The sequence below is a fragment of the Thermostichus sp. MS-CIW-30 genome (assembly GCF_054058015.1).
On sequence record NZ_JBSRZW010000002.1, the window covers coordinates 55,987 to 73,251 of the forward strand.

Sequence of the window (17,265 nt, forward strand, 5' to 3'; positions counted from 1 at the left end):
GGCCAGGGAATGCTAATCTAGCCCTGTGTCCAGTGCCTAGACACGTCAGCCCATCCCCACGCCCTACTTGAGACATGTTCTCATTAACACTAAATAGCTCTTGAGGCTCGATTGGCGATTTAACCAGTTACCCTCCAATTAATCTCCAATTAATTCTAAATTCTTGAAGCTACTGAAGTAACCCATGTTTCTCAACAGGCTCAGGGCTTTCTTGCGGCTCTTCGGGTCTACCGGGATCCTGTTTCTGCTGCTGGCTAGCCTTCTGTGGGGTTTGAAGGAAGGCTGGAGCTGGGTGAGCTTGGAGATGCAGTTTCTTGGCTATAAGGGATCCGTGGCGGTTTTGGGGCCGGATCCGCGCCTGCCCATTGTGGGCACCACCTTTCCTCCCTTGCTGGTGCTGGCTACGGCCATTCTGGGACGATCCCCGCTGTTGCTGCAGACCATCTTGGGCTCTTTGCTGCTGGGCTGGGTGTGGCGGCAGTTACGCCGTTTGCCGGTGGAGGTGGGATGGTGCTGGCTGTGGGGTTTGTTGATGGTGGTGCAGCCGACTTTGATCTTGATGCTGCTGCGCAGCCCCGCTTGGACGGCCACCTCGCTTTTGCTGGGGGTAAACATGGCCTTGTTGTTTCCCCTGGCTGACGAGAAACGAGCAGCGGGGAAGTCAGTGGCGGCAGGGGATGAGCTGCCTATTACCCTGAGGCTGCTGCTCGTTGGGCTGGCGCTGGGGCCCCTGATGGTGCTGCGCTGGGAAAGCGGATGGCTGCTGCCCTGGGCGGGGATGCTGCTGCTGGTGGCCTTTCGCCGAGAAGTCTGGGGGTTTCGCTGGGCCTCGCTGTTGGTGGCCGGCTTTGTCAGCCTAGCCTTGATCCTGAGCTGGCTGTATGTGAATTGGCTGTCGGTAGGGGATCCCTGGGCTTTCACCTACCAGGTGGGCAGCGGTCTGCGGCTGCCGCAATTGCGGGAAGACTTGCAGCAGGCGGGTGGCTGGCGGGGGGTGCTGGAGGCTGGGAAATGGCTGGCGGTGCTGGCCCCTGCCTATCTGCTGTTGGGGCTGGGATCCCTGCTGGGCCGAGGCCCGGGTCGCTGGGTATGGGCTCTGGTCTGGGGGATGCCGCTGGTCATCCTGCTGGCTTCTCTAGGGCAGGGGCTGTTTTTGCGGGAGCTGAGCCGCTTTGGCCTTTTCTGGGTGCCGCTGCCTTTGCTGATGGGCGCCTACTTGTGTCGCGGAGCCGGCCCCGGCTGGGCTAAGCGCCTGTTGATCACTGCCCTCTTGGGGTTGAACTGCCTCACTGCCGGTTATGGGGTGAGCCAAGAGCCGGGTTTCTTCATGCCCCTGGTGGCCGAGGAGCGGGATCTCTGGGAGCGGCTGGTGGCAGGGGTAGTGCCCCTTAGTGGCGAGTTGGAAGCTGCCCAAAACCTGTATGAAGTAACCTCTGCTGGGCAAGCCCTAGAAGACTGGCGGAGGCTGCGGCAGGAAAAGCGCCAGGTTGGGCAGTATCTCTATCGCCACCTGTTGCCCGGACAAAAAGTGCTGGTGGACGACGACATCCACTTTGAGGCTATCTTTTGGGCAAGGGATCCCCGCTCTTTCCTTACTCCTCACCAGTACGAGTTTGCCCTGGCCCTTCAGCATCCCCAGGAAAGGGTGGACTACCTCTTGGTAGCGGGGCTGGCGGATCCCTTGCAGAGCGCCGATCGCATCCTGCAATTTTGGCCTGAGCTCAATTTTGAGGGGCTGCCGGGCTTCAGGGAGGTTTATAGCTCCCCCCAAGTGCGGCTGTGGGCTCGCCAACACCAAGAGGAACCGCAGGAGGAGAGGAGATGAAAAGGAGACGATCCTGGCAGCGGCGACAGGTGCTGCAAGCGGGCGGAGCGCTGCTGGCTGCCTATGGGGTTGCCGGCTGTGGCCAGGAGTTTTTGAGTCAGCAGGGGAGTCGCAGCCCGGAAAATGCCGAGACGGGAAGCATGAACTTGTCAGAGCTGCTGGCCCGCTGGCAGGTGGGCATTGGCGAGGATCCCGGTCGCTTCCTCTGGGAAATCGAGTCGGATCCGCAGGTGGCGGCAGTGGCGCAGGGGTGGGATCCCCATTTCCTGAGCGGCTGGCTGAACAGCTTTGATCACCGCCAGGGGGATCTCTCCTTTTGGCGCAACTGGCACCAGGCCGGGCTTTTGCGGCAGTGGTTTGAGCGGGGCTATACCCTCCACATCATCACCTGGGAAGACGACACCCACCGCCCCTGCGGCGACTATCACATCTCCCCGCAATTTGTGGAGGACGTGGCCGAGCTGGCGGGCTATATTGCCCAAGCCAATCCTCAGGGCCGCCCCACCTACTGGAGCTTGGCTACTGAGTTTTCCTATTGGCGGATCCCAGCAGATACCTACAACGCCGACACTGCTTTCTACTACCAAGCCCTAATGCGCAATGTCCTCACAGCCCGCCAAGCCATCAAGGAGCGGCTGCCGGCAGCCGAAGTAGCCCTGTGCTGGGGGGGCTGGATTGCCACCTTTGACGACCCTTCCCAGGGGGCAGGCCGCAGCATGGTGGAGCCCTTTGCCGAGACTATGAGCCAAATGGACGGGATCGCCTTCCAGTCGATGCGCCAGCGGCGGCCCGGAGAGTTTAATCCAGAGTTGAACGGCCCGGATCCCGGTAACCCGGAGCAGATCCGCCTCTGTTGCCGCCTGTTTTCCCCCATCCACTCCAACCTGATGTTGGCCCACTACGAGCCATCGATTAAGGACAAGCACCCCAGCGGCGGACGGGCCGACACCGTCCATACAGACTTTCAGCTCATGAGCCAGCCGGAGTGGCTGCAGGAAGTGTCTCAACTGGGGCTGCGGCGCTTTTCTCTCATGCACTACGGCCTGTATAAGGGGGATCCCTTCGGAGCGCTGACCGCCGCTCGCCAATTCCGGGCACAGGTGGGCCTACCGGCTGCCACCTCATAGTTAGCAGTCGTTCCAAAGCCGGTTTTGTCCCGGATCTTGGCCCAGAGCTTGATCCTGGGGATACAATCCCCCTGAAACTGCCGGGATCCCCCTGCCATGAAGAAGCCTAGATTTCCATGGGCAAGCCTGCTGGCGAGTCTAGTGGTTAGTGCAATGCCGCCGGAGCTGCCGGCCTGGGCAGGATGCGGTTTTCCCCGCGGTGCCGGCAAGACTTTTTTTTCGCTGCAGCCGGAGGTCTATCGGCCTCGCACCCGCTTTGATCAGGGGGGACGCCTGCAGCCGGCCCTTTCGGAGTACGGAGAAACCCGCCTCAACCTTTTCGCCGAGACTGGCCTTAGCGATCAGCTCACTCTCAACCTCAACACCAGCTACGTTTTCATCGAAAATCGCTTTGCCAGCGGGGCTGACACCGTTACCCAGCGCAACCAGGGCCTGCGGGATCTGGAACTGGGCCTGCGCCATACTTGGGGGAACGGGGATCCCTTCCTTTCGGCCCAATTGACGGCCTTGATCCCGCCGGGATACGCCACCCGAGACATCCCCCTGCCCTTGGGGTACGGTGTTTTCGGCTACGATCTCAAAGTTGGGGTGGCGGCCAATACCCAGTTGGGATCCCTGCCCGCCTTTTTCGACTCCTGCCTCACGTTCCGAGATTACTTGGGCTATCCCGGGGATCGGGTCAAGGCCAACCTGACCTTCGGGGCAGACCTGACTCCTGAGCTGCAGGCCATCCTGGCCCTGGATGGGGATTTTACGTTGGGCAACGGCGCGCCTTTGTTGTTCGGGGATTTGGCCGTTCAGGATCCCGACTACGACAACCTCAAGCTTTCTGGCCAGCTCAACTGGCGGCTGGAGGGAGGGTTAACGCTGGGCTTGGGAGGGTTTCAATTCTTGACCGGCCGCAACACCAATGCCGGCGGCGGCTTTACCGGCTATGTGTGGCTAAGTTACTGAAACCCAACAAAATGTTGCAGGATATCCCCTACGGTAACAGGGATCCGCAGGGGCAGATCTAGGATGAGTCTTGGCAAACTACGGCCCGGAGAACGGATCCCATGTCTCGATTTGAGAACCTCATTGCCGCCATCGATGGCAGCGGCCCCACTGAGCAAATGGTGCATACCCTTCTGTCTCTGCCGGCCTTTGCCCAGTGCCACGTGACATTGCTGCATGCGGTGCCTTCCCAGACCTCTGCCGAGGAGATGCGGGCTGCCTGGCAAAAGGGGCAGGAACTGCTGGCCCAAACCCTGCAGACTTTCCCCCCCCGCCCAGGGCTAAAGATCAGCACCCAACTGGTGGAAGGGGATCCCAAGGTGGTGGTGCTGCAGGTGGCCGAGTCTATGCCCAATCCCTTAATTGTCATGGGATCCCGGGGGCGCAACCGCATCATGGCCATTTTGCAGAACTCGGTGAGCCAATATGTGTTCCAGCTCGCCTCCTGCCCAATGCTGCTGGTCAAAGACGACGCCTACGTCAAATACCCCAGCCATGTCATGGTGGCCCTCAACAACTCCCCCGCTGCCCAGGCCGCCTTTGCCACAGCCCTTGACTTGATCTCCGGCATTCAAGGGGCCCAGATCTTCCTGGCCTCTGTGCAGTTGGATGCCGACAACCCAGGTAGAGATGAGGCCCTAGATCGGGCAATCGACATCCTCAAAAACCGGCAAATCGGCCACCAGGTGTTGACGGCTGTCGGGGATCCGGCTACGGAGATTGTCCGCCTGGCTGAAGAAAGCAAGGCCGATCTGCTGGTGATGGGATCCCCGGATCGCCGGCCCAGCATTGCCCGCAGCATCCCCGACCTGGATCGGCTGCTGGGGCGTTCCATCTCCGACTATGTGCGGGTGCACATCGGCTGCCCAGTGCTGATGGTGCGCTCCGTCCAAGACTAAACAGGACTCAAGAGCGAGGGATCCCTAAGGCAAGATAGAGCGGTGCTCTGTAACTCGGTCGCTCTGCTGCTGGCGATCCGGGCTGACGGCCCAAGCTTCAAAGATCAGCTCGGGGACGCCTGGGGGAATGGTCATGCGGGTTAAAGCTTGCCACTGCCCCTGATCGTCGCGGGAGAAGTCCAGCAACCAGCGGGGGCCATCCACCAACGAGCGGGTGCGGCCATGCTTGACCCAAAACTTGATCCAATAAGGTGGCTGGGAGGCGGCGCCGGCGGCGGAGGCAGGGGCCAAGGCCGGCAAACGCAGCACCACATCGAAATTGTCGCCCGCTCGCAATTGCTCAGGCACCAGCAGTTGTGGCGCCGGGCACACTTCTGGCGGCGGGGGCGAGTTTTTGGTGTCCTTGCTGGTGGCAGGCAGGGCGAATGCAGGCGGAGGTGGGGTGGCCGGGCTCCCTGCTGGGGCTGGCAGGGCGGCATCCTCGCCCATTGGCTCAGCTTGGGGGGGTGAGGGAAGAGGGGAAATCGGCGCCGCAGGCTGGGGGTTAGGTTCGGGTGCGGCCTTAGCAGAGGGCTCTGCCGGCTGAGTCGAGCCGGGATCCCCTCCAGCAGGAGCACTGTGCTGCCAGATGCGCAGCAGCTTTTGCAAGGTTCGTTCGGGAGAGAGCAGGGTTGCGGTCGAGGCAGGACTGGCAGCATCGGCCAGCCTCTCTTCCTCTTGCTGCTGCGGGAGGGGGATCCCTGCGCCAAGAAGTCCTGCCTCTTGGCTGCGACAGCGAATGGAAAAGGGGATGGTCAGGGTCTGAGGCGACGGCTCTGGATCCCACCAGGAGGAGGGAGTAAGGGCCAGTTCTCCCCGTAAAGGACGGGCCCACACTTGGCTGGGCAGGGTGATGGGGATGCTGAACACCGCCGTCCGCGCCCCCGCCGGGAGTTGAATTTGCCGTTGTCCCTGGAAAAGCGGCCTCTCCTCCCCTTCTGGCCAAACCTGTACCCGCAGCTCGCCGCTGCAGCCGATCCGCCCCGTCAACACCAGCACCTCCTCCGGGGATCCCTCCAATTCACTGTGCATTAGGGAAAACAGCTCTGGCGGGATGGCGACCTCTTTTTTCTGGGGGGGCTCAAACCCGGCCTCTTCAGCCACCGGGGCAGGGATCCCTCGTTCCGGCTCCAGAGGCGCGGGGGCAGGCACAACCTGAAAACGGAGACAATTGTCCAACTCGGTTTCACCGAACAGTTCTGCGATCAAGTCGGCATCTCGGCAGTGCAATTCCCAAAACCCAGGGGTGAGGCGGCTGGCAGGCAAAATAATGCCGATCCCTTCATCGTTGGTGCGCACAGAACGGGTTTGGACCTGTGGAGGAGTCGTGCCGGTGTTGGGGCCCTGATTCTGTGGCCCTAGAGGACGCTGCCGGACTTCCACCGTGATGGTGAAGTGGGGCTGGGGCGAACGGGCAACAATGGTGTAGGTATCTTCTTCCAGAACTGCTCCCTCGGCTGGTACTGGCTGCCAGTCTTCCTGGCCGTCCCGCCGAACCCAGAAATTTAACATAGCTCCATCACCTTGGTGCTCCGCACTGCTGACGCGAATGGCATGCCAGATACTGAATCAGATCGGCTTGCAAAAGGGTTTGCTGTTGCCCTGTAGGCAGGTGCTTAAGCTGTACCTCTCCGGCTGCAGCTTCCGCATCCCCTAGCACAACAGCCCAAGTTGCGCCGCTGCGGCTGGCCCGTTTGAACTGCTTGCCAAAGGCGCTGCCGCTCAGATCCAGCTCGGTGCAGAAACCAGCTTGGCGCAGCGCTTGAGCGATCCGGAGGGATTGGGCCTCAGCCTTCGCCCCACGGGAGATCACGTAAACCTCGACCGGTGCTGGCGGAGCCTCCCCTTGTTTCTTTTGCAACAGCAGCACCAGCCGCTCCATGCCGACGGCCCAGCCCACCGCTGGGGTAGAAGGTCCGCCCAGCTCTTCCACCAAGCCGTCGTAGCGACCACCCCCACAGACGGTACTCTGGGATCCCAAGTCAGGTGAGACGATCTCAAAGGCGGTGTCGGTGTAGTAGTCCAGGCCCCGCACCAAGTAGGGATCCAACTGGTAGGGAATATCCAACATCTGCAGGTGAGCTTGCACCTGCTCGAAGAAAGCCCGCGATTCTGGGCCGAGGTAATCCGGCAGCTTGGGGGCCCCCTCGGCAATCTCGCGGGTGCGGGGATCCTTGCTATCCAGAATGCGCAGCGGGTTGCGGGTGAGACGCTCTTGGGAGTCAGGATCCAGCTTCTCCCGCAAGGGAGTGAGGTAGTCCACCAGGGCCTGGCGATAGGCCCGCCGATCCTGCAGATCCCCCAGGGAATTGAGCCGCAAGCTCAGGTTCTCCGCCCCCACCGCTTGCAACAGCTCCCAGGCCAAGGCGATGACTTCCGCATCGGCGCGGGGATCCCGGCTGCCCAGCAGCTCTACCCCCAACTGGTGGAACTGGCGTTGCCGCCCCGCCTGGGGACGCTCATAGCGAAACATCGGCCCACAATACCAGAGGCGTTGCACATCTCCAGCCGTTTGCAGCCCGTGCTGGATGTAGGCCCGCACCACACCTGCTGTGTTCTCTGGGCGCAGGCTCACCTCTTGCTCGCCACGGGTGCTGAAGGAGTACATCTCCTTGCCCACCACGTCAGTGGCACTGCCAATGCTGCGGGCAAAGAGCTCCGTCAACTCCAGGATGGGGGTGCGAATTTCTTGGTAGTTGGCCCGTCCCAGGATCTCTCGGGCGCTGGCTTCCACCTGCTGCCAGAGCCGCACCTCCTGCGGCAGAATATCTCGGGTGCCCCGCACCGCCTGGATCATCTCCATTCTCGTTCTCCCTCCCTGGGGTGGGCCTGGCCGCCTGCTATGCCAATGGCTGTTCTCGTCAAAGGACTCCGTCCCGCTGACGCAAACGGCCTAGTTATTGATTATCGGCGACAACACTCCCCGTCGCTAGCGGAGCCAAATGACCCCGATCCAAGCTCGAGTCCAACCAGGAGTAGGTGGCGGCAATTTGGCTGGTGGCAACAACAGCGGCGGTGGTGGCTCGCAAGATGGTAGGGCCAAGGGAGACGGACACTCCCCCATATTCCTCAGCCTGCCGACGTTCGGCAACCGTCCAGCCCCCTTCTGGGCCAATGGCTATGGCCAAGGCCGGGATCTGCAGCTTTGGCAGGGCCTGCACCAGCAGGGGGGCGTTCTCGCGCGCCACGGCTATACCCCACCAGAAGGACTCCGTCCGAGTAGCGCGAACGGCTTGCAGCTCCGCCAGCCAACTTGTCCAAGGGGTGGGGGGATCGACCTGAGGCCAGCGCAACCGCTCACATTGTTCTGCGGCCTCCCGCACAATTTTTTGCCAGCGTTCCTGCCGCCCAGATCCCGGTTCCAACACGGTGCGCTCCGTCAGCAGGGGAGTAATGCGCGCCGCCCCCAGCTCGGTAACCTGGCGGAGCACCTCGTCAAACCCCTGCCCTTTGACCACCGCCAAGCCCAGATGCAAAAAAACAGGCAATTCCCGCGGCAGCGTCTCCACCTCGCCCACAATTTGGGATCCCTGGGCTTGCCAACGGGCCGCCCACAGCTTGCCTGAGCCGTCCAAAACCAAAAAGAGATCCCCTGGCCTGAGGCGGCGCACCCGCTGCAAGTAGTGCTGTTGCAGACCAGTTAAATGGAGAACACCGCTGGGATCCCGCTGCGCTGGGTCAATCGCCAATCGGGGCAAAGCGCTCAGGTCATGCGTGCGTTCAGACAACACCACTCCCCCCGTCGCCAGAGGGCTGCCACCACCCATTCGTTGGCCTCCAGCATCTCCGCCACCAACTTGGCCTGCTCGATGAGGATGCCGCTGAGGATCAGCCATCCCCCCTCCTTTACCACCAGCCGAAACTCCGGGATCATATCCAGGATCACATCTGCCAGGATGTTGCACACCAACCCATCCACCATTTCGGGAATCTGCTCCAGGCTGCCCTGAGCGACCACAATGCGATCCGTCAGGCCGTTGAGATCGCGGTTGTGCATCGTGGCTTGCACCGCCAGGGGGTCGATGTCCACCGCAAACACCCGCTTCACCCCCAACAGGGCCGCCGCCAACGACAGAATCCCGGATCCACAGCCCACATCGGCCACAGTCACTCCCTCGGCACCCCCGCCGCCCTCCAGGCGCATCTCCAGCGACTCCAGACAGAGCTGCGTGGTGGGGTGAGTGCCCGTGCCGAAGGCCATACCGGGATCCAGCCGCAACAGGTGCCGACCGGGGTGAGGGGGCGGATCCAGCCAGGCCGGACAAATGAGCAACTTATCCCCGACCCATTGGGGCTGCCAGTGCTGCTTCCAACTGCTGCTCCAATCTTCCGCCTCTATGCGTTCCCAGCGCAGCTTCGGAACCCGCTGACCGGCAATGAGGGCATCTTGCTGCAGGCGCAGGGAGAGGGCTGCCAAATCCAGGAGGCTGACGTGAGGCCAAGGCAAATAGGCGTGAATGCAAATCTGATCTTCGCCATAGGCTTGGCTGGTCATGCCCCGACAGCCAAAACTCTCCAGCCGCCAAAAGATCAGGTCTTCTTGGGCAGGGGAAGTGATGAGACTGAGATCCCACCAGGCTCCACCGGGATCCGGCGCTTGTGCGGGCGAAAATGGGGTGGGATCGGCAACAGTCCTGCTCACAGGGATCTCTTCACAAACCTAGGGAAAAACCAAAGTGATGGCCAACAAGATAGCGCTTCATGTCACCCAGCCGGCCAGCACTCAATGCGGCACTTTATATCAAAAATTGCAGCGCTCTGCTCAATTCATAGTTTAGGCTTATTCTGGCTATTCTGGGATTGAAAGGCTCACAGCGTCGGTTCAGCAGCGAAGAAGGGAAGGATCCCCCCAATTGGGGGATGCCCCCACTGGCTCCTCAGATGCCCAGCTTAGCCCTATGAGATAAATTGAACTGAAAAGCATTGGACAAGAATTGGATACAGCGTCAACATTCGTTTCGAGCCTCAGTGATTTTGCGGATAAATGAGGTTTGGCTGGGGCGTACTGAGCAACGATGGAGAAGGAGCAACGCAGGTGGCGAGGTCGATGTCAACTGATGAGCAATCAGCACAGCAGGGCACTCCCCAGCCCAAGGTGGCTTCTCTAGGAGTTGCCGGGGATCGGGAAGCGCGGAAGAGGGCTGCCCATGAAGATCTTCAGCCGCTCAAAGTCAGCACCCGCAAGGACTCCGTCCCGCTGACGCGATCCGCTCTGATGCGGCGTTTTAACCAGAGCTTTCCGCCTTTTTACAGCCAGTTTGTCAGCAGCGAGGTGCAGGCCCAAAATCTGCGCTTGGCCTACGCCCTCTACCAAACCCGCAAGGCGGTGGTACAGATGCAGGACGAAGGTCGCAAGACGGTGGTCTGTCTGGCCTACCGCAACCGACCTTCTCTGCTCAGCGATCTGTTTGGGGTGTTCACCGCTTTTAATCTCTCGGTGCACGGCATCCATCTCTATGGGCAGATCTACTCACCGCACCTGGTGTTTATCCGCACCATCGTCTCCCGCGATGGCCACAGCCTTTCTTCCCAAACCAAGCTCAGCCTAGAACGGGCCATTCACGAATGCCTGGCGGGTGTGTTTCGCGTTCACGAAACCTTGGCACTGGAGTTTGATCTCAAGGCCGGCCTGAAAGAGGCGCAGGTTTCTTTTTACTTTGACCCAGTGTTTCATTTGCCCACACTTTTGGTGGATGTGGACAACCAGCCGGGCGTGTTCTACCGGGTGATGACGGCCCTCGCGCAGGAGGATTTGACCGTTGTTAACCTCAATTTGATGCTCCGCCGCAAGCAAACGCGCTTCATTTTTTACTTGCTAGGGCCGGATTCAACTCCAACCATGCCGGAGTTCTTAGGGCAAAAATTGGCGTTGAGCATCCAGCAGCGGCTGCAAGGGGATCCCGCCTAGATCTGCACGGGACTGGGAGGCAAGTCAAAAAGGACGGTGTTCATGTAGCGCTCTGCCCAGGCGGGACCGAAGGCTTTTTCTAAAACGCGGCGGGTGCGGTCGTTCTGCTGTTGCTGGCTGCAATAGCGCTGCTGCCCCTGGTAGTGGGCCAAAATCTGGCCGGGATCCGTCTGCGGGGGAATCTGCTGCGCCAGCCGGCAGTGAATTTCCAGGAAACGGCAGGCAAAGTGTAAAAAGCGCTCGGCCTCTGCTTCGTCGGCAGGACGCACGAACAGGCAGTAGGGAGAAAAAATCGTGCCCCACTCCGGCAACCGGCGCCGGTGTTGGAAAGGGACGAGATGGGATCCCAACGCTTCCAGCTCCTGGATATAGAGATCGGGCAAGCTGGGGGTCACCGGCGAGAGATCGACAATGGCGGCGCTCACCTGTCCGCGACCGACCACAATGTCGCAACCGAACAGCGGCAGCGGGTACTGCGGCTGCGGAAACATAACGCAATGGAGAATATCCAGGCTCTGCCCGGCCTGGGCCAGCTCCAGGTGCAGTTTGCGAAAGGGATCCCCTTGGTAGCAGCGGTTTTCAATTTGCAATTTCTCACCCTCTAGGCGGCCTTCCACGTAGCCCAGATCTTCAGGCAGAGGATAGGGGGCTAGGGTGAGGGTAGATCCCCAAACGTTCAGGACTGCCTCGGATAAGCCCTGAATGAGCGGATGCAGTTGGGCAGAGAGAGCAGGAGCGGTGAACATAAGACTCTAGAAGAAAGGCCAAGAACCCCATCCAACCTTGACCTTGGCTCCATGCCAAAAGTGTTATGGGGGAACCGCACCGCTGATGCGAAGGGCTTGGGTGGGATCCCCAAAAATCCCAGAGGCCCTAGCTGGGCAAGGCGTTCTAAAACTGTATGCCTGAAGACGGAAGGGGTGGGATTCGAACCCACGGTGACCTTGCAGTCACAACGCTTTTCGAGAGCGTCACAATCAACCACTCTGTCACCCTTCCAGTCAGCTGTGGGGCTTTACCATCTTAACGGCAAACCGAGTCTCCTGCTTCTTCCCAGCCTCAAAGCCAAGCTTGCTTCCCCCACGGGATGCGGTTGATGGGAAAGTGCTCCGCACCGCTGGCGGGAACGCCCAGATGAGATCATAGGGATATGGCTGCTCTATCCATTCACCACTTTCGCCAGGCCAAACAGGCGGGTCAACCTTTGGTGGCCCTCACGGCTGCCGACTACGCCACCGCTCAGATTTTGGATCAGGCTGGGATCGACTTGATCCTGGTGGGCGACAGCTTGGCCATGACCCACTTGGGGTATACCAGCACCCTGCCCCTGACGCTGGAACAGATGCTCCATCACGCCCAGGCGGTGCGCCGCGGGGTAGAACGGGCCTTTTTGGTGGCCGACTTGCCCTTCTTGACTTATCAAGTCCACAAAGAACAAGCTCTCCTCTCAGCAGGGCGGTTGATGAAGGAGGCAGGAGTCAACGGGGTCAAGCTGGAGGGGGGCTACCCCGACATGGTGGAAACGGTGGCCTTTCTGGTGCAGCGAGGGATCCCGGTTTTGGGTCATATCGGCCTCACTCCGCAGGCCAAACATCAACTGGGAGGCTATCGCCAGCAGGGAAAAACCACTCCGGAGGCGGAGCGTCTGCGACAAGAGGCCCTCAGCCTGGAGCAAGCAGGAGCATTTGCCCTGGTTCTGGAGCACATGCCGGCGGAATTGGCTGCCCAAATCTCGGCCCAAGTGGGGATCCCAACCTTGGGCATTGGGGCCGGGCCGGCTTGCGATGGTCAGATTTTGGTCACCCACGATCTGCTGGGGCTGAGCGAGCGGATTCCCCCTTTTGCCAAGGCCTATACCAACTTGAGGCAGGCAATCCGAGAAGCGGTGGAAGCTTTCGCCGACGATGTTCGCCAAAAAGTATTTCCCCCCCGCTGATCCCTTTCAAAATCCGGGCAAAAGTGCTACGCCTACGACACCCTATGTTGCTACGCAACGCTTATGCGAGCCGGAACCGCACCGCTTCCGTCAAGGCTGGGCAAGGATAGGGCGACCTCAGGGATCCCTCACCAGCACCATCCCGGTCACCGCAGCACTTTGACCCAACCGGTCGAAGACCCGCAAGCTGAGCAGGTAGGAGCCGGGCACCAAGCTTAGGGGAGGGCGAATGCGGAAGCGGGTTGTACAGAACACCTCTCCCGACACACAATTCACCTGGGCTGCCGATAGCGTCTGCACCTCGATCCCCGACCACGACACCTGAAACGCCAGCTCCGCCGGGATCCGGCCCGGCACCGATACCGAAACCCCCAGCTCCAAAAAGCCGTTCCGATGTACCACAGAAGGGATATCGCTGCTGGTGATCAAAGGCGGCGGCGGAGTACTGGCCGTCAGCGCATCGGCACCACAACCGACCAAGGCCACGCCCAGCAGGCCCAGCGCCCATCCCCAGGATTTGGATCCCAGCTTCATCACAGGGTTCAATCTGAAAACTCACCTTCTCAGTATAGAGGGTGGGGATAACAGGCTTAGCGTCCTTTTCGAGAAAAACTAAAAATTCACGCCACATATAGTGGCAAGCTGGATTTTTGCCCAAAACATCTGCTACAGTAAGGCCCATAACCTGTCGAGCAGCCTGGATATGGAAGGGGAAGAGGAGCTAAAAGCCTTGCGGGCGCGGGTGCGCAACCTAGAGCGATCCCTCGCCGAATCGGAAGCGCTGTCATTGCAGCAGATTGAGTGCATCCATCGCCTGGAACATCAACTGCTGGAAGCACAGGCCCAGATTCAAGAGCGGGATCAAGCTTTGCAAGCGTGTCAAGAGGAGAAAGCGCGGCTGGCCCAGCGCCCTACCCCAGAGGCTTTTCAGCTTCAGCAACAGCACATCGAAGAGCTGCAGAATCTCCTGTGGGAAATGGAGCGCCGTCCAACGCTGGAGCACTACCACATTCTGCAGCAGCAGTTGCAAACCAGTCAGACGGAAATTGAAACCCTCAAGGCGGAATTGCAGCGGCGCGTCGATCCGGCCCGATTTTACCAACTGCAGCAGGAGCTCCTGGAGCTGAAACAGCAGGCCAACCAATTGGGAGAATACGCCGTCAAGTTGCCGCAGGTGCAGCTTTTGCAAGCCCAACTGCAGCTCCGTGTACAGCAGCTAGAGGAGGAAAAAGCACAATTGCAAGCGCAAATCCAAGAGTTGGCTGCTCGACCTTCTGCACAAGAACTGGAAACCCTACGGGCGGAGCTAGAGGCTGCCCACCGCCAAGCGGAAGCCGAATGGCAGCGTTTGAAGACCCATCTGGAAACCGAAAAGGCGCACATGGAAGCTGACCTGAACACCGCCCGGCAGCGTATTCGCGAACTGGAAGAGCGTCCTACCCCAGAGCAATGGGCACGCTTGCAGGCGGAGCTGGATCATCTGCGCCAACAGGCCTCTTTTGCCAAGGCCGAGCGGGCCACCTTGCTGGAAGAGCTGCAGCAGAGTCAGCGGCAGCAGGCCGAGCAAGCCCAACAGATTGCCAAGCTGGAAGCGGAAGCAGCCCAGGCCGCCCACCTCAGGGAAACAGAGTCCTCACAGGCGCAGCGAATCCTTGCCCTGGAGGAGCAGGTGCAGGCTTTGACCCGCGAGCTTGGTGCTTTGCGAGCCGAGCGGGATCAGCTCATGCAAGAGTTGGCCCAGCGTCCCACCCTTGCCCAGTGGCAGGAAGTTCAGCAGCAGGTACAGGGCACCCGAGAAAGCCTGGAAGCAGCCCGGCGGGGGCGAGAACTGGCCGAGGCCCATCATCTGGTCAGCCAAAAGCAAATCGAGAAGTTGCAGCAGCAGGTGATGGCTTTGAAAACCGAGTGTGTGCAGGCCCACGCCTACGCGCAAACCCAAGAAAAGGAAGTGGCCCTGCTGCAGCAGCGCAATCAAGAACTGGAAGAGCAACTGGCCACACTGCGTCAGTCGGCCTCCGCTTCCCCTCAGCCAGCGGTTGTCGAGCCCAGGTCGAATCATCGGGCCCAGGAACGGATTCCTGCCGCGGCTGACGAGTCTGCTCCTTCCCCGGCCACCACCTGGAGAACACCCACCCCAGGGATCCCGCCGCTCACCCTGGACGAGCGGGAAGAAAGTGCCCCGCTCGGCTGGCGCCAACGGACAGAAAGGCTCCTGAAACGCTCCGCTTTGGCCGCTTCACGGGCAGGAGGGGAAACGGGCAGTCGCAACCGGATTGAGTTGCCGACTTTTGTGCAGCGGCGGCCCTACTGAGCGCTCCATTCTCGGGGATCCAACCGTTCTCCAGCTTGAAAACGAGGCCAAGCCCAGCGCAACAGGGCTCCCAGCTGGGCATGAAACCGCTCTGGGGCAAATTGCAGAGCATGGGCCCGAATCCGCTGCGGATCCCATTCCTGTCGATCCGCCTGCCGCAGCCCTTCCACCAGCGCTTCCACACTGGCCTCGGGAATGAGGATGCCGGTTTGGCCGTGGATGACCGTCTCTTGGGCACCTCCCCGGTTGAGGGCAACCACGGGGCGGCCGCAGGCCTGGGCCTCCACTGCCACTAGGCCAAAATCCTCCTCCCAGGGGAACAGCAGCAGCCGGCAATTGGCTAGCAGTTCCCGGAAACGATCGGGGGGCTGATGGGGCAAAAACTCCACCTGCGGCCCCGCCAGTCGCTTGAGCCGAGCCAGCTCCGGCCCTTCGCCCACAACCAGCAGCCGACGACCCAGCCGTTCACAGGCGGCAATCGCCAGATCCACCCGTTTGTAGGGCACCAGTCGGCCTGCCACCAGGTCATAATCGGCGCTGGGATCCGCCACCGGCTCCAACCCCTGCAGCGGAACGGGCGGATAAATGACCACAGCCTCGCGGCGATAGAGCTTGGCAATGCGGCGGCGAATGTGCTGGGAGTTGGCGATCAACAGATCTGGACGTTGAGCTGCCAGAAAATCCCATTGGCGCAGGCGGTGCAGCAGCCATTGGCTAATTGTGCCAACAGGCCCGCTTCTCCCCAGCCCTTCTCGCTGCAGATACAGCTCCCGGTTCTCCCAGAGGTAACGGGTGGGGCTGTGGATGTAGCTCAGGTGTAGGGTAGAGGCTCCCGTCAGGATCCCTTTGGCAAAGGCGTGGCTGCTGGAGATCACACAGTCATAGCCGGAGAGGTCGAAGCTCTCATAGGCCAACGGCATCCAGGGCAGCAGATACTTGAGGCGGGCGTGGTAGTCAGGGCGCAACACCCCCAGCCACTTGGCCCAGCCTTGCAAAAAGGAGGTGTGAATTGTCAGCTCCTGCCAGCTCGGCGGCAGGGTGTGAGCGGAGAAGAGACTGACGTAAAGGGGGGCCTGGGGGGCAAAAGCCACCAGCTCCTGCAGAACCTTTTCCGATCCCCCCGGCCAGATCAGGTACTCATGCACCAACGCCAGGCACCCAGGCCAAGCGAATGCTGGCCCGGGAGAGGGGGAAAGGCCACAGGAAGGGATCCCCAAGGCTCAGGCACTGTCAGGACTTGGCAGAGCGGCGCTTTTTGCCAATTGGGCCGCTCACCTGCTTGGCTTTCTCGTCGATCCGCTCATTGATGTAGTTGTAGATCTCGCGGAAGCGAGGCAGGGCCCGCATCTCCAGGCGACTGCCGTCCTTGAGGGTGAGCACCATGTCTCCCCACACGCCCAAGCCACGGGGCACCATAACCACCTTGGCAATCTCGCCGTAGATTACATCTGAGCGCTCCTTGCCGCCCCATCCCCCAATCACGGTGATGCGACGATTGGTAATCCGATAGTGTACCCACAGCTTACGCACCAGTGCCCCCACAAACAGAGGCAAGCCGACAAGTGTAGCCCCAATGAAGGAGTTCAACACCAAATCGCCACTGTGGGGGCCGCCCTCAAAAAAAACCTCCTCTTGCACCGCCATGCAGAGCACCGTCCGGTTGTTTAGAGTGTTGCCGTTAACGATCTTAAACGATTTCTCAGCTTTCCCCAACTGGGGCTAACGGCAGGTTCGGGATTGGGTCAGCCTTCGGACGGCTTGTAGGGAACGGCAGGTGGCCAAGACCAGGTAAACAAACAACACCATCACCACCACCGCCACCGCTGCGGCTCCGGCATTACCCAGCCAGCCCCACCCTTCCAGCCCCGTCAGGGCCACCAAAGCCCAAGAAGCCGGGTGCAGCATTCCCCCCAACAGGAGAATTTGCGAGAGCATTTGCCCAGCCGTAAAGCGGGATCCCAGCACCACCAGGGCCAGTCCGCCGCCGATGTTGATCAACCCCATGTTGCCCAAAAAGGCGTAGCAAATGTGCCAGGCGTACTTTTGTTTGGGCACCTCCTGCCAGAGGAGGGGCTCGGCAGGGATCCCCGAAGCCTCCTGGGGGGCGAGCGGCAACGGCTGAACTTGGCTGAGGATCCAGCCGAGGACAATGGCGGCAACCAGCATCGCCACGCCCGCCTTCACGTTCAGCTTGCCGGGGATGGTTAGCTCGGGGTGGGCCAACATC

The 17,265-nt window shown here is 60.7% G+C and carries 16 protein-coding genes and 1 tRNA gene; 7 read left to right on the plus strand and 10 right to left on the minus strand.

Features of this window, described 5'->3' with window-relative positions:
* Positions 1–184 precede the first annotated feature (184 nt).
* From ACVWXW_RS01225 to ACVWXW_RS01240, 4 genes are all read left to right on the plus strand, one after another.
* Complete coding sequence (locus ACVWXW_RS01225; protein ID WP_457402320.1) at positions 185–1,825, plus strand: hypothetical protein; 1,641 nt, start codon at positions 185–187, stop codon at positions 1,823–1,825.
* Positions 1,822–2,952 carry a hypothetical protein gene (locus ACVWXW_RS01230; RefSeq protein ID WP_457402321.1) on the plus strand — a complete coding sequence of 377 codons (1,131 nt, stop codon included), beginning with the start codon at positions 1,822–1,824 and terminating at the stop codon, positions 2,950–2,952. Before ACVWXW_RS01225 ends, ACVWXW_RS01230 begins: the two co-directional genes overlap by 4 nt.
* 141 nt (positions 2,953–3,093) lie before the next feature.
* Positions 3,094–3,906 carry a hypothetical protein gene (locus ACVWXW_RS01235; RefSeq protein WP_457402323.1) on the plus strand — a complete coding sequence of 271 codons (813 nt, stop codon included), beginning with the start codon at positions 3,094–3,096 and terminating at the stop codon, positions 3,904–3,906.
* Between the two features lie 101 nt (positions 3,907–4,007).
* Positions 4,008–4,844: a universal stress protein gene (locus tag ACVWXW_RS01240; RefSeq protein WP_457402324.1), complete on the plus strand. Its 837-nt coding sequence runs from the start codon at positions 4,008–4,010 to the stop codon at positions 4,842–4,844.
* 24 nt (positions 4,845–4,868) lie between these two features.
* Here the strand turns inward: ACVWXW_RS01240 and ACVWXW_RS01245 are convergent, their stop codons facing one another.
* The 4 genes from ACVWXW_RS01245 to prmA form a co-directional block, all read right to left on the minus strand.
* Complete coding sequence (locus ACVWXW_RS01245) at positions 4,869–6,395, minus strand: hypothetical protein (RefSeq protein WP_457402326.1); 1,527 nt, start codon at positions 6,393–6,395, stop codon at positions 4,869–4,871.
* Between the two features lie 7 nt (positions 6,396–6,402).
* Entirely contained in the window at positions 6,403–7,686 is a 1,284-nt protein-coding gene (gene hisS / locus ACVWXW_RS01250) for a histidine--tRNA ligase (protein ID WP_414332193.1), read from the minus strand.
* A 94-nt stretch (positions 7,687–7,780) separates the two neighbouring features.
* The gene (locus tag ACVWXW_RS01255) at positions 7,781–8,614 is read right to left on the minus strand and encodes a 16S rRNA (uracil(1498)-N(3))-methyltransferase (protein WP_414418843.1); all 834 of its coding nucleotides are present in this window, start codon (positions 8,612–8,614) and stop codon (positions 7,781–7,783) included.
* Complete coding sequence (gene prmA, locus ACVWXW_RS01260) at positions 8,587–9,525, minus strand: 50S ribosomal protein L11 methyltransferase (protein ID WP_457402328.1); 939 nt, start codon at positions 9,523–9,525, stop codon at positions 8,587–8,589. The genes ACVWXW_RS01255 and prmA overlap by 28 nt, the downstream gene beginning before the upstream one ends.
* 405 nt (positions 9,526–9,930) lie before the next feature.
* Between prmA and ACVWXW_RS01265 the strand changes: the two genes are divergently transcribed.
* Positions 9,931–10,791: a hypothetical protein gene (locus ACVWXW_RS01265; protein WP_457402330.1), complete on the plus strand. Its 861-nt coding sequence runs from the start codon at positions 9,931–9,933 to the stop codon at positions 10,789–10,791.
* Here the strand turns inward: ACVWXW_RS01265 and ACVWXW_RS01270 are convergent.
* Together ACVWXW_RS01270 and ACVWXW_RS01275 are read right to left on the minus strand one after the other, a co-directional pair.
* Positions 10,788–11,537 (minus strand): phycocyanobilin:ferredoxin oxidoreductase, encoded by a 750-nt coding sequence (locus ACVWXW_RS01270; protein ID WP_457402331.1) that lies wholly within the window; start codon positions 11,535–11,537, stop codon positions 10,788–10,790. The genes ACVWXW_RS01265 and ACVWXW_RS01270 overlap by 4 nt on opposite strands.
* Before the next feature lie 166 nt (positions 11,538–11,703).
* Positions 11,704–11,790: transfer RNA gene (locus ACVWXW_RS01275), tRNA-Ser, on the minus strand.
* 151 nt (positions 11,791–11,941) lie between these two features.
* Here ACVWXW_RS01275 and panB point away from each other — a divergent pair.
* A complete protein-coding gene (panB, locus tag ACVWXW_RS01280) occupies positions 11,942–12,727 on the plus strand; it encodes a 3-methyl-2-oxobutanoate hydroxymethyltransferase (protein WP_414332197.1) in 786 nt (261 codons plus the stop codon).
* Between the two features lie 117 nt (positions 12,728–12,844).
* Here panB and ACVWXW_RS01285 read toward each other — a convergent pair whose 3' ends face one another.
* A complete protein-coding gene (locus tag ACVWXW_RS01285; protein ID WP_457402333.1) occupies positions 12,845–13,261 on the minus strand; it encodes a hypothetical protein in 417 nt (138 codons plus the stop codon).
* 169 nt (positions 13,262–13,430) lie between these two features.
* Between ACVWXW_RS01285 and ACVWXW_RS01290 the strand changes: the two genes are divergently transcribed.
* The gene (locus tag ACVWXW_RS01290; RefSeq protein ID WP_457402335.1) at positions 13,431–15,038 is read left to right on the plus strand and encodes a hypothetical protein; all 1,608 of its coding nucleotides are present in this window, start codon (positions 13,431–13,433) and stop codon (positions 15,036–15,038) included.
* Here the strand turns inward: ACVWXW_RS01290 and ACVWXW_RS01295 are convergent.
* From ACVWXW_RS01295 to ACVWXW_RS01305, 3 genes are all read right to left on the minus strand, one after another.
* On the minus strand, positions 15,032–16,183 hold the full coding sequence (locus ACVWXW_RS01295; RefSeq protein ID WP_457402461.1) for a glycosyltransferase: 1,152 nt from the start codon (positions 16,181–16,183) through the stop codon (positions 15,032–15,034). The two genes, ACVWXW_RS01290 and ACVWXW_RS01295, sit on opposite strands and share 7 nt — an antisense overlap.
* An 85-nt stretch (positions 16,184–16,268) precedes the next feature.
* Entirely contained in the window at positions 16,269–16,682 is a 414-nt protein-coding gene (locus ACVWXW_RS01300; RefSeq protein ID WP_011432347.1) for a PH domain-containing protein, read from the minus strand.
* 75 nt (positions 16,683–16,757) lie between these two features.
* Entirely contained in the window at positions 16,758–17,264 is a 507-nt protein-coding gene (locus ACVWXW_RS01305) for a hypothetical protein (protein WP_011432348.1), read from the minus strand.
* Between the last annotated feature and the right edge of the window lies 1 nt (position 17,265).

Excerpts from the sequence above, each read along its gene's own strand:
- ACVWXW_RS01230 (WP_457402321.1), top strand. The coding sequence starts at position 1,822 with ATGAAAAGGAGACGATCCTGGCAGCGGCGACAGGTGCTGCAAGCGGGC.
- ACVWXW_RS01265 (WP_457402330.1), top strand. The coding sequence starts at position 9,931 with ATGTCAACTGATGAGCAATCAGCACAGCAGGGCACTCCCCAGCCCAAG.
- ACVWXW_RS01285 (WP_457402333.1), bottom strand. The coding sequence starts at position 13,261 with ATGAAGCTGGGATCCAAATCCTGGGGATGGGCGCTGGGCCTGCTGGGC.
- ACVWXW_RS01305 (WP_011432348.1), bottom strand. The coding sequence starts at position 17,264 with ATGTTGGCCCACCCCGAGCTAACCATCCCCGGCAAGCTGAACGTGAAG.
- hisS (WP_414332193.1), bottom strand. The coding sequence starts at position 7,686 with ATGGAGATGATCCAGGCGGTGCGGGGCACCCGAGATATTCTGCCGCAG.
- ACVWXW_RS01300 (WP_011432347.1), bottom strand. The coding sequence starts at position 16,682 with ATGGCGGTGCAAGAGGAGGTTTTTTTTGAGGGCGGCCCCCACAGTGGC.
- ACVWXW_RS01240 (WP_457402324.1), top strand. The coding sequence starts at position 4,008 with ATGTCTCGATTTGAGAACCTCATTGCCGCCATCGATGGCAGCGGCCCC.
- ACVWXW_RS01225 (WP_457402320.1), top strand. The coding sequence starts at position 185 with ATGTTTCTCAACAGGCTCAGGGCTTTCTTGCGGCTCTTCGGGTCTACC.
- panB (WP_414332197.1), top strand. The coding sequence starts at position 11,942 with ATGGCTGCTCTATCCATTCACCACTTTCGCCAGGCCAAACAGGCGGGT.
- ACVWXW_RS01290 (WP_457402335.1), top strand. The coding sequence starts at position 13,431 with ATGGAAGGGGAAGAGGAGCTAAAAGCCTTGCGGGCGCGGGTGCGCAAC.
- ACVWXW_RS01270 (WP_457402331.1), bottom strand. The coding sequence starts at position 11,537 with ATGTTCACCGCTCCTGCTCTCTCTGCCCAACTGCATCCGCTCATTCAG.
- ACVWXW_RS01245 (WP_457402326.1), bottom strand. The coding sequence starts at position 6,395 with ATGTTAAATTTCTGGGTTCGGCGGGACGGCCAGGAAGACTGGCAGCCA.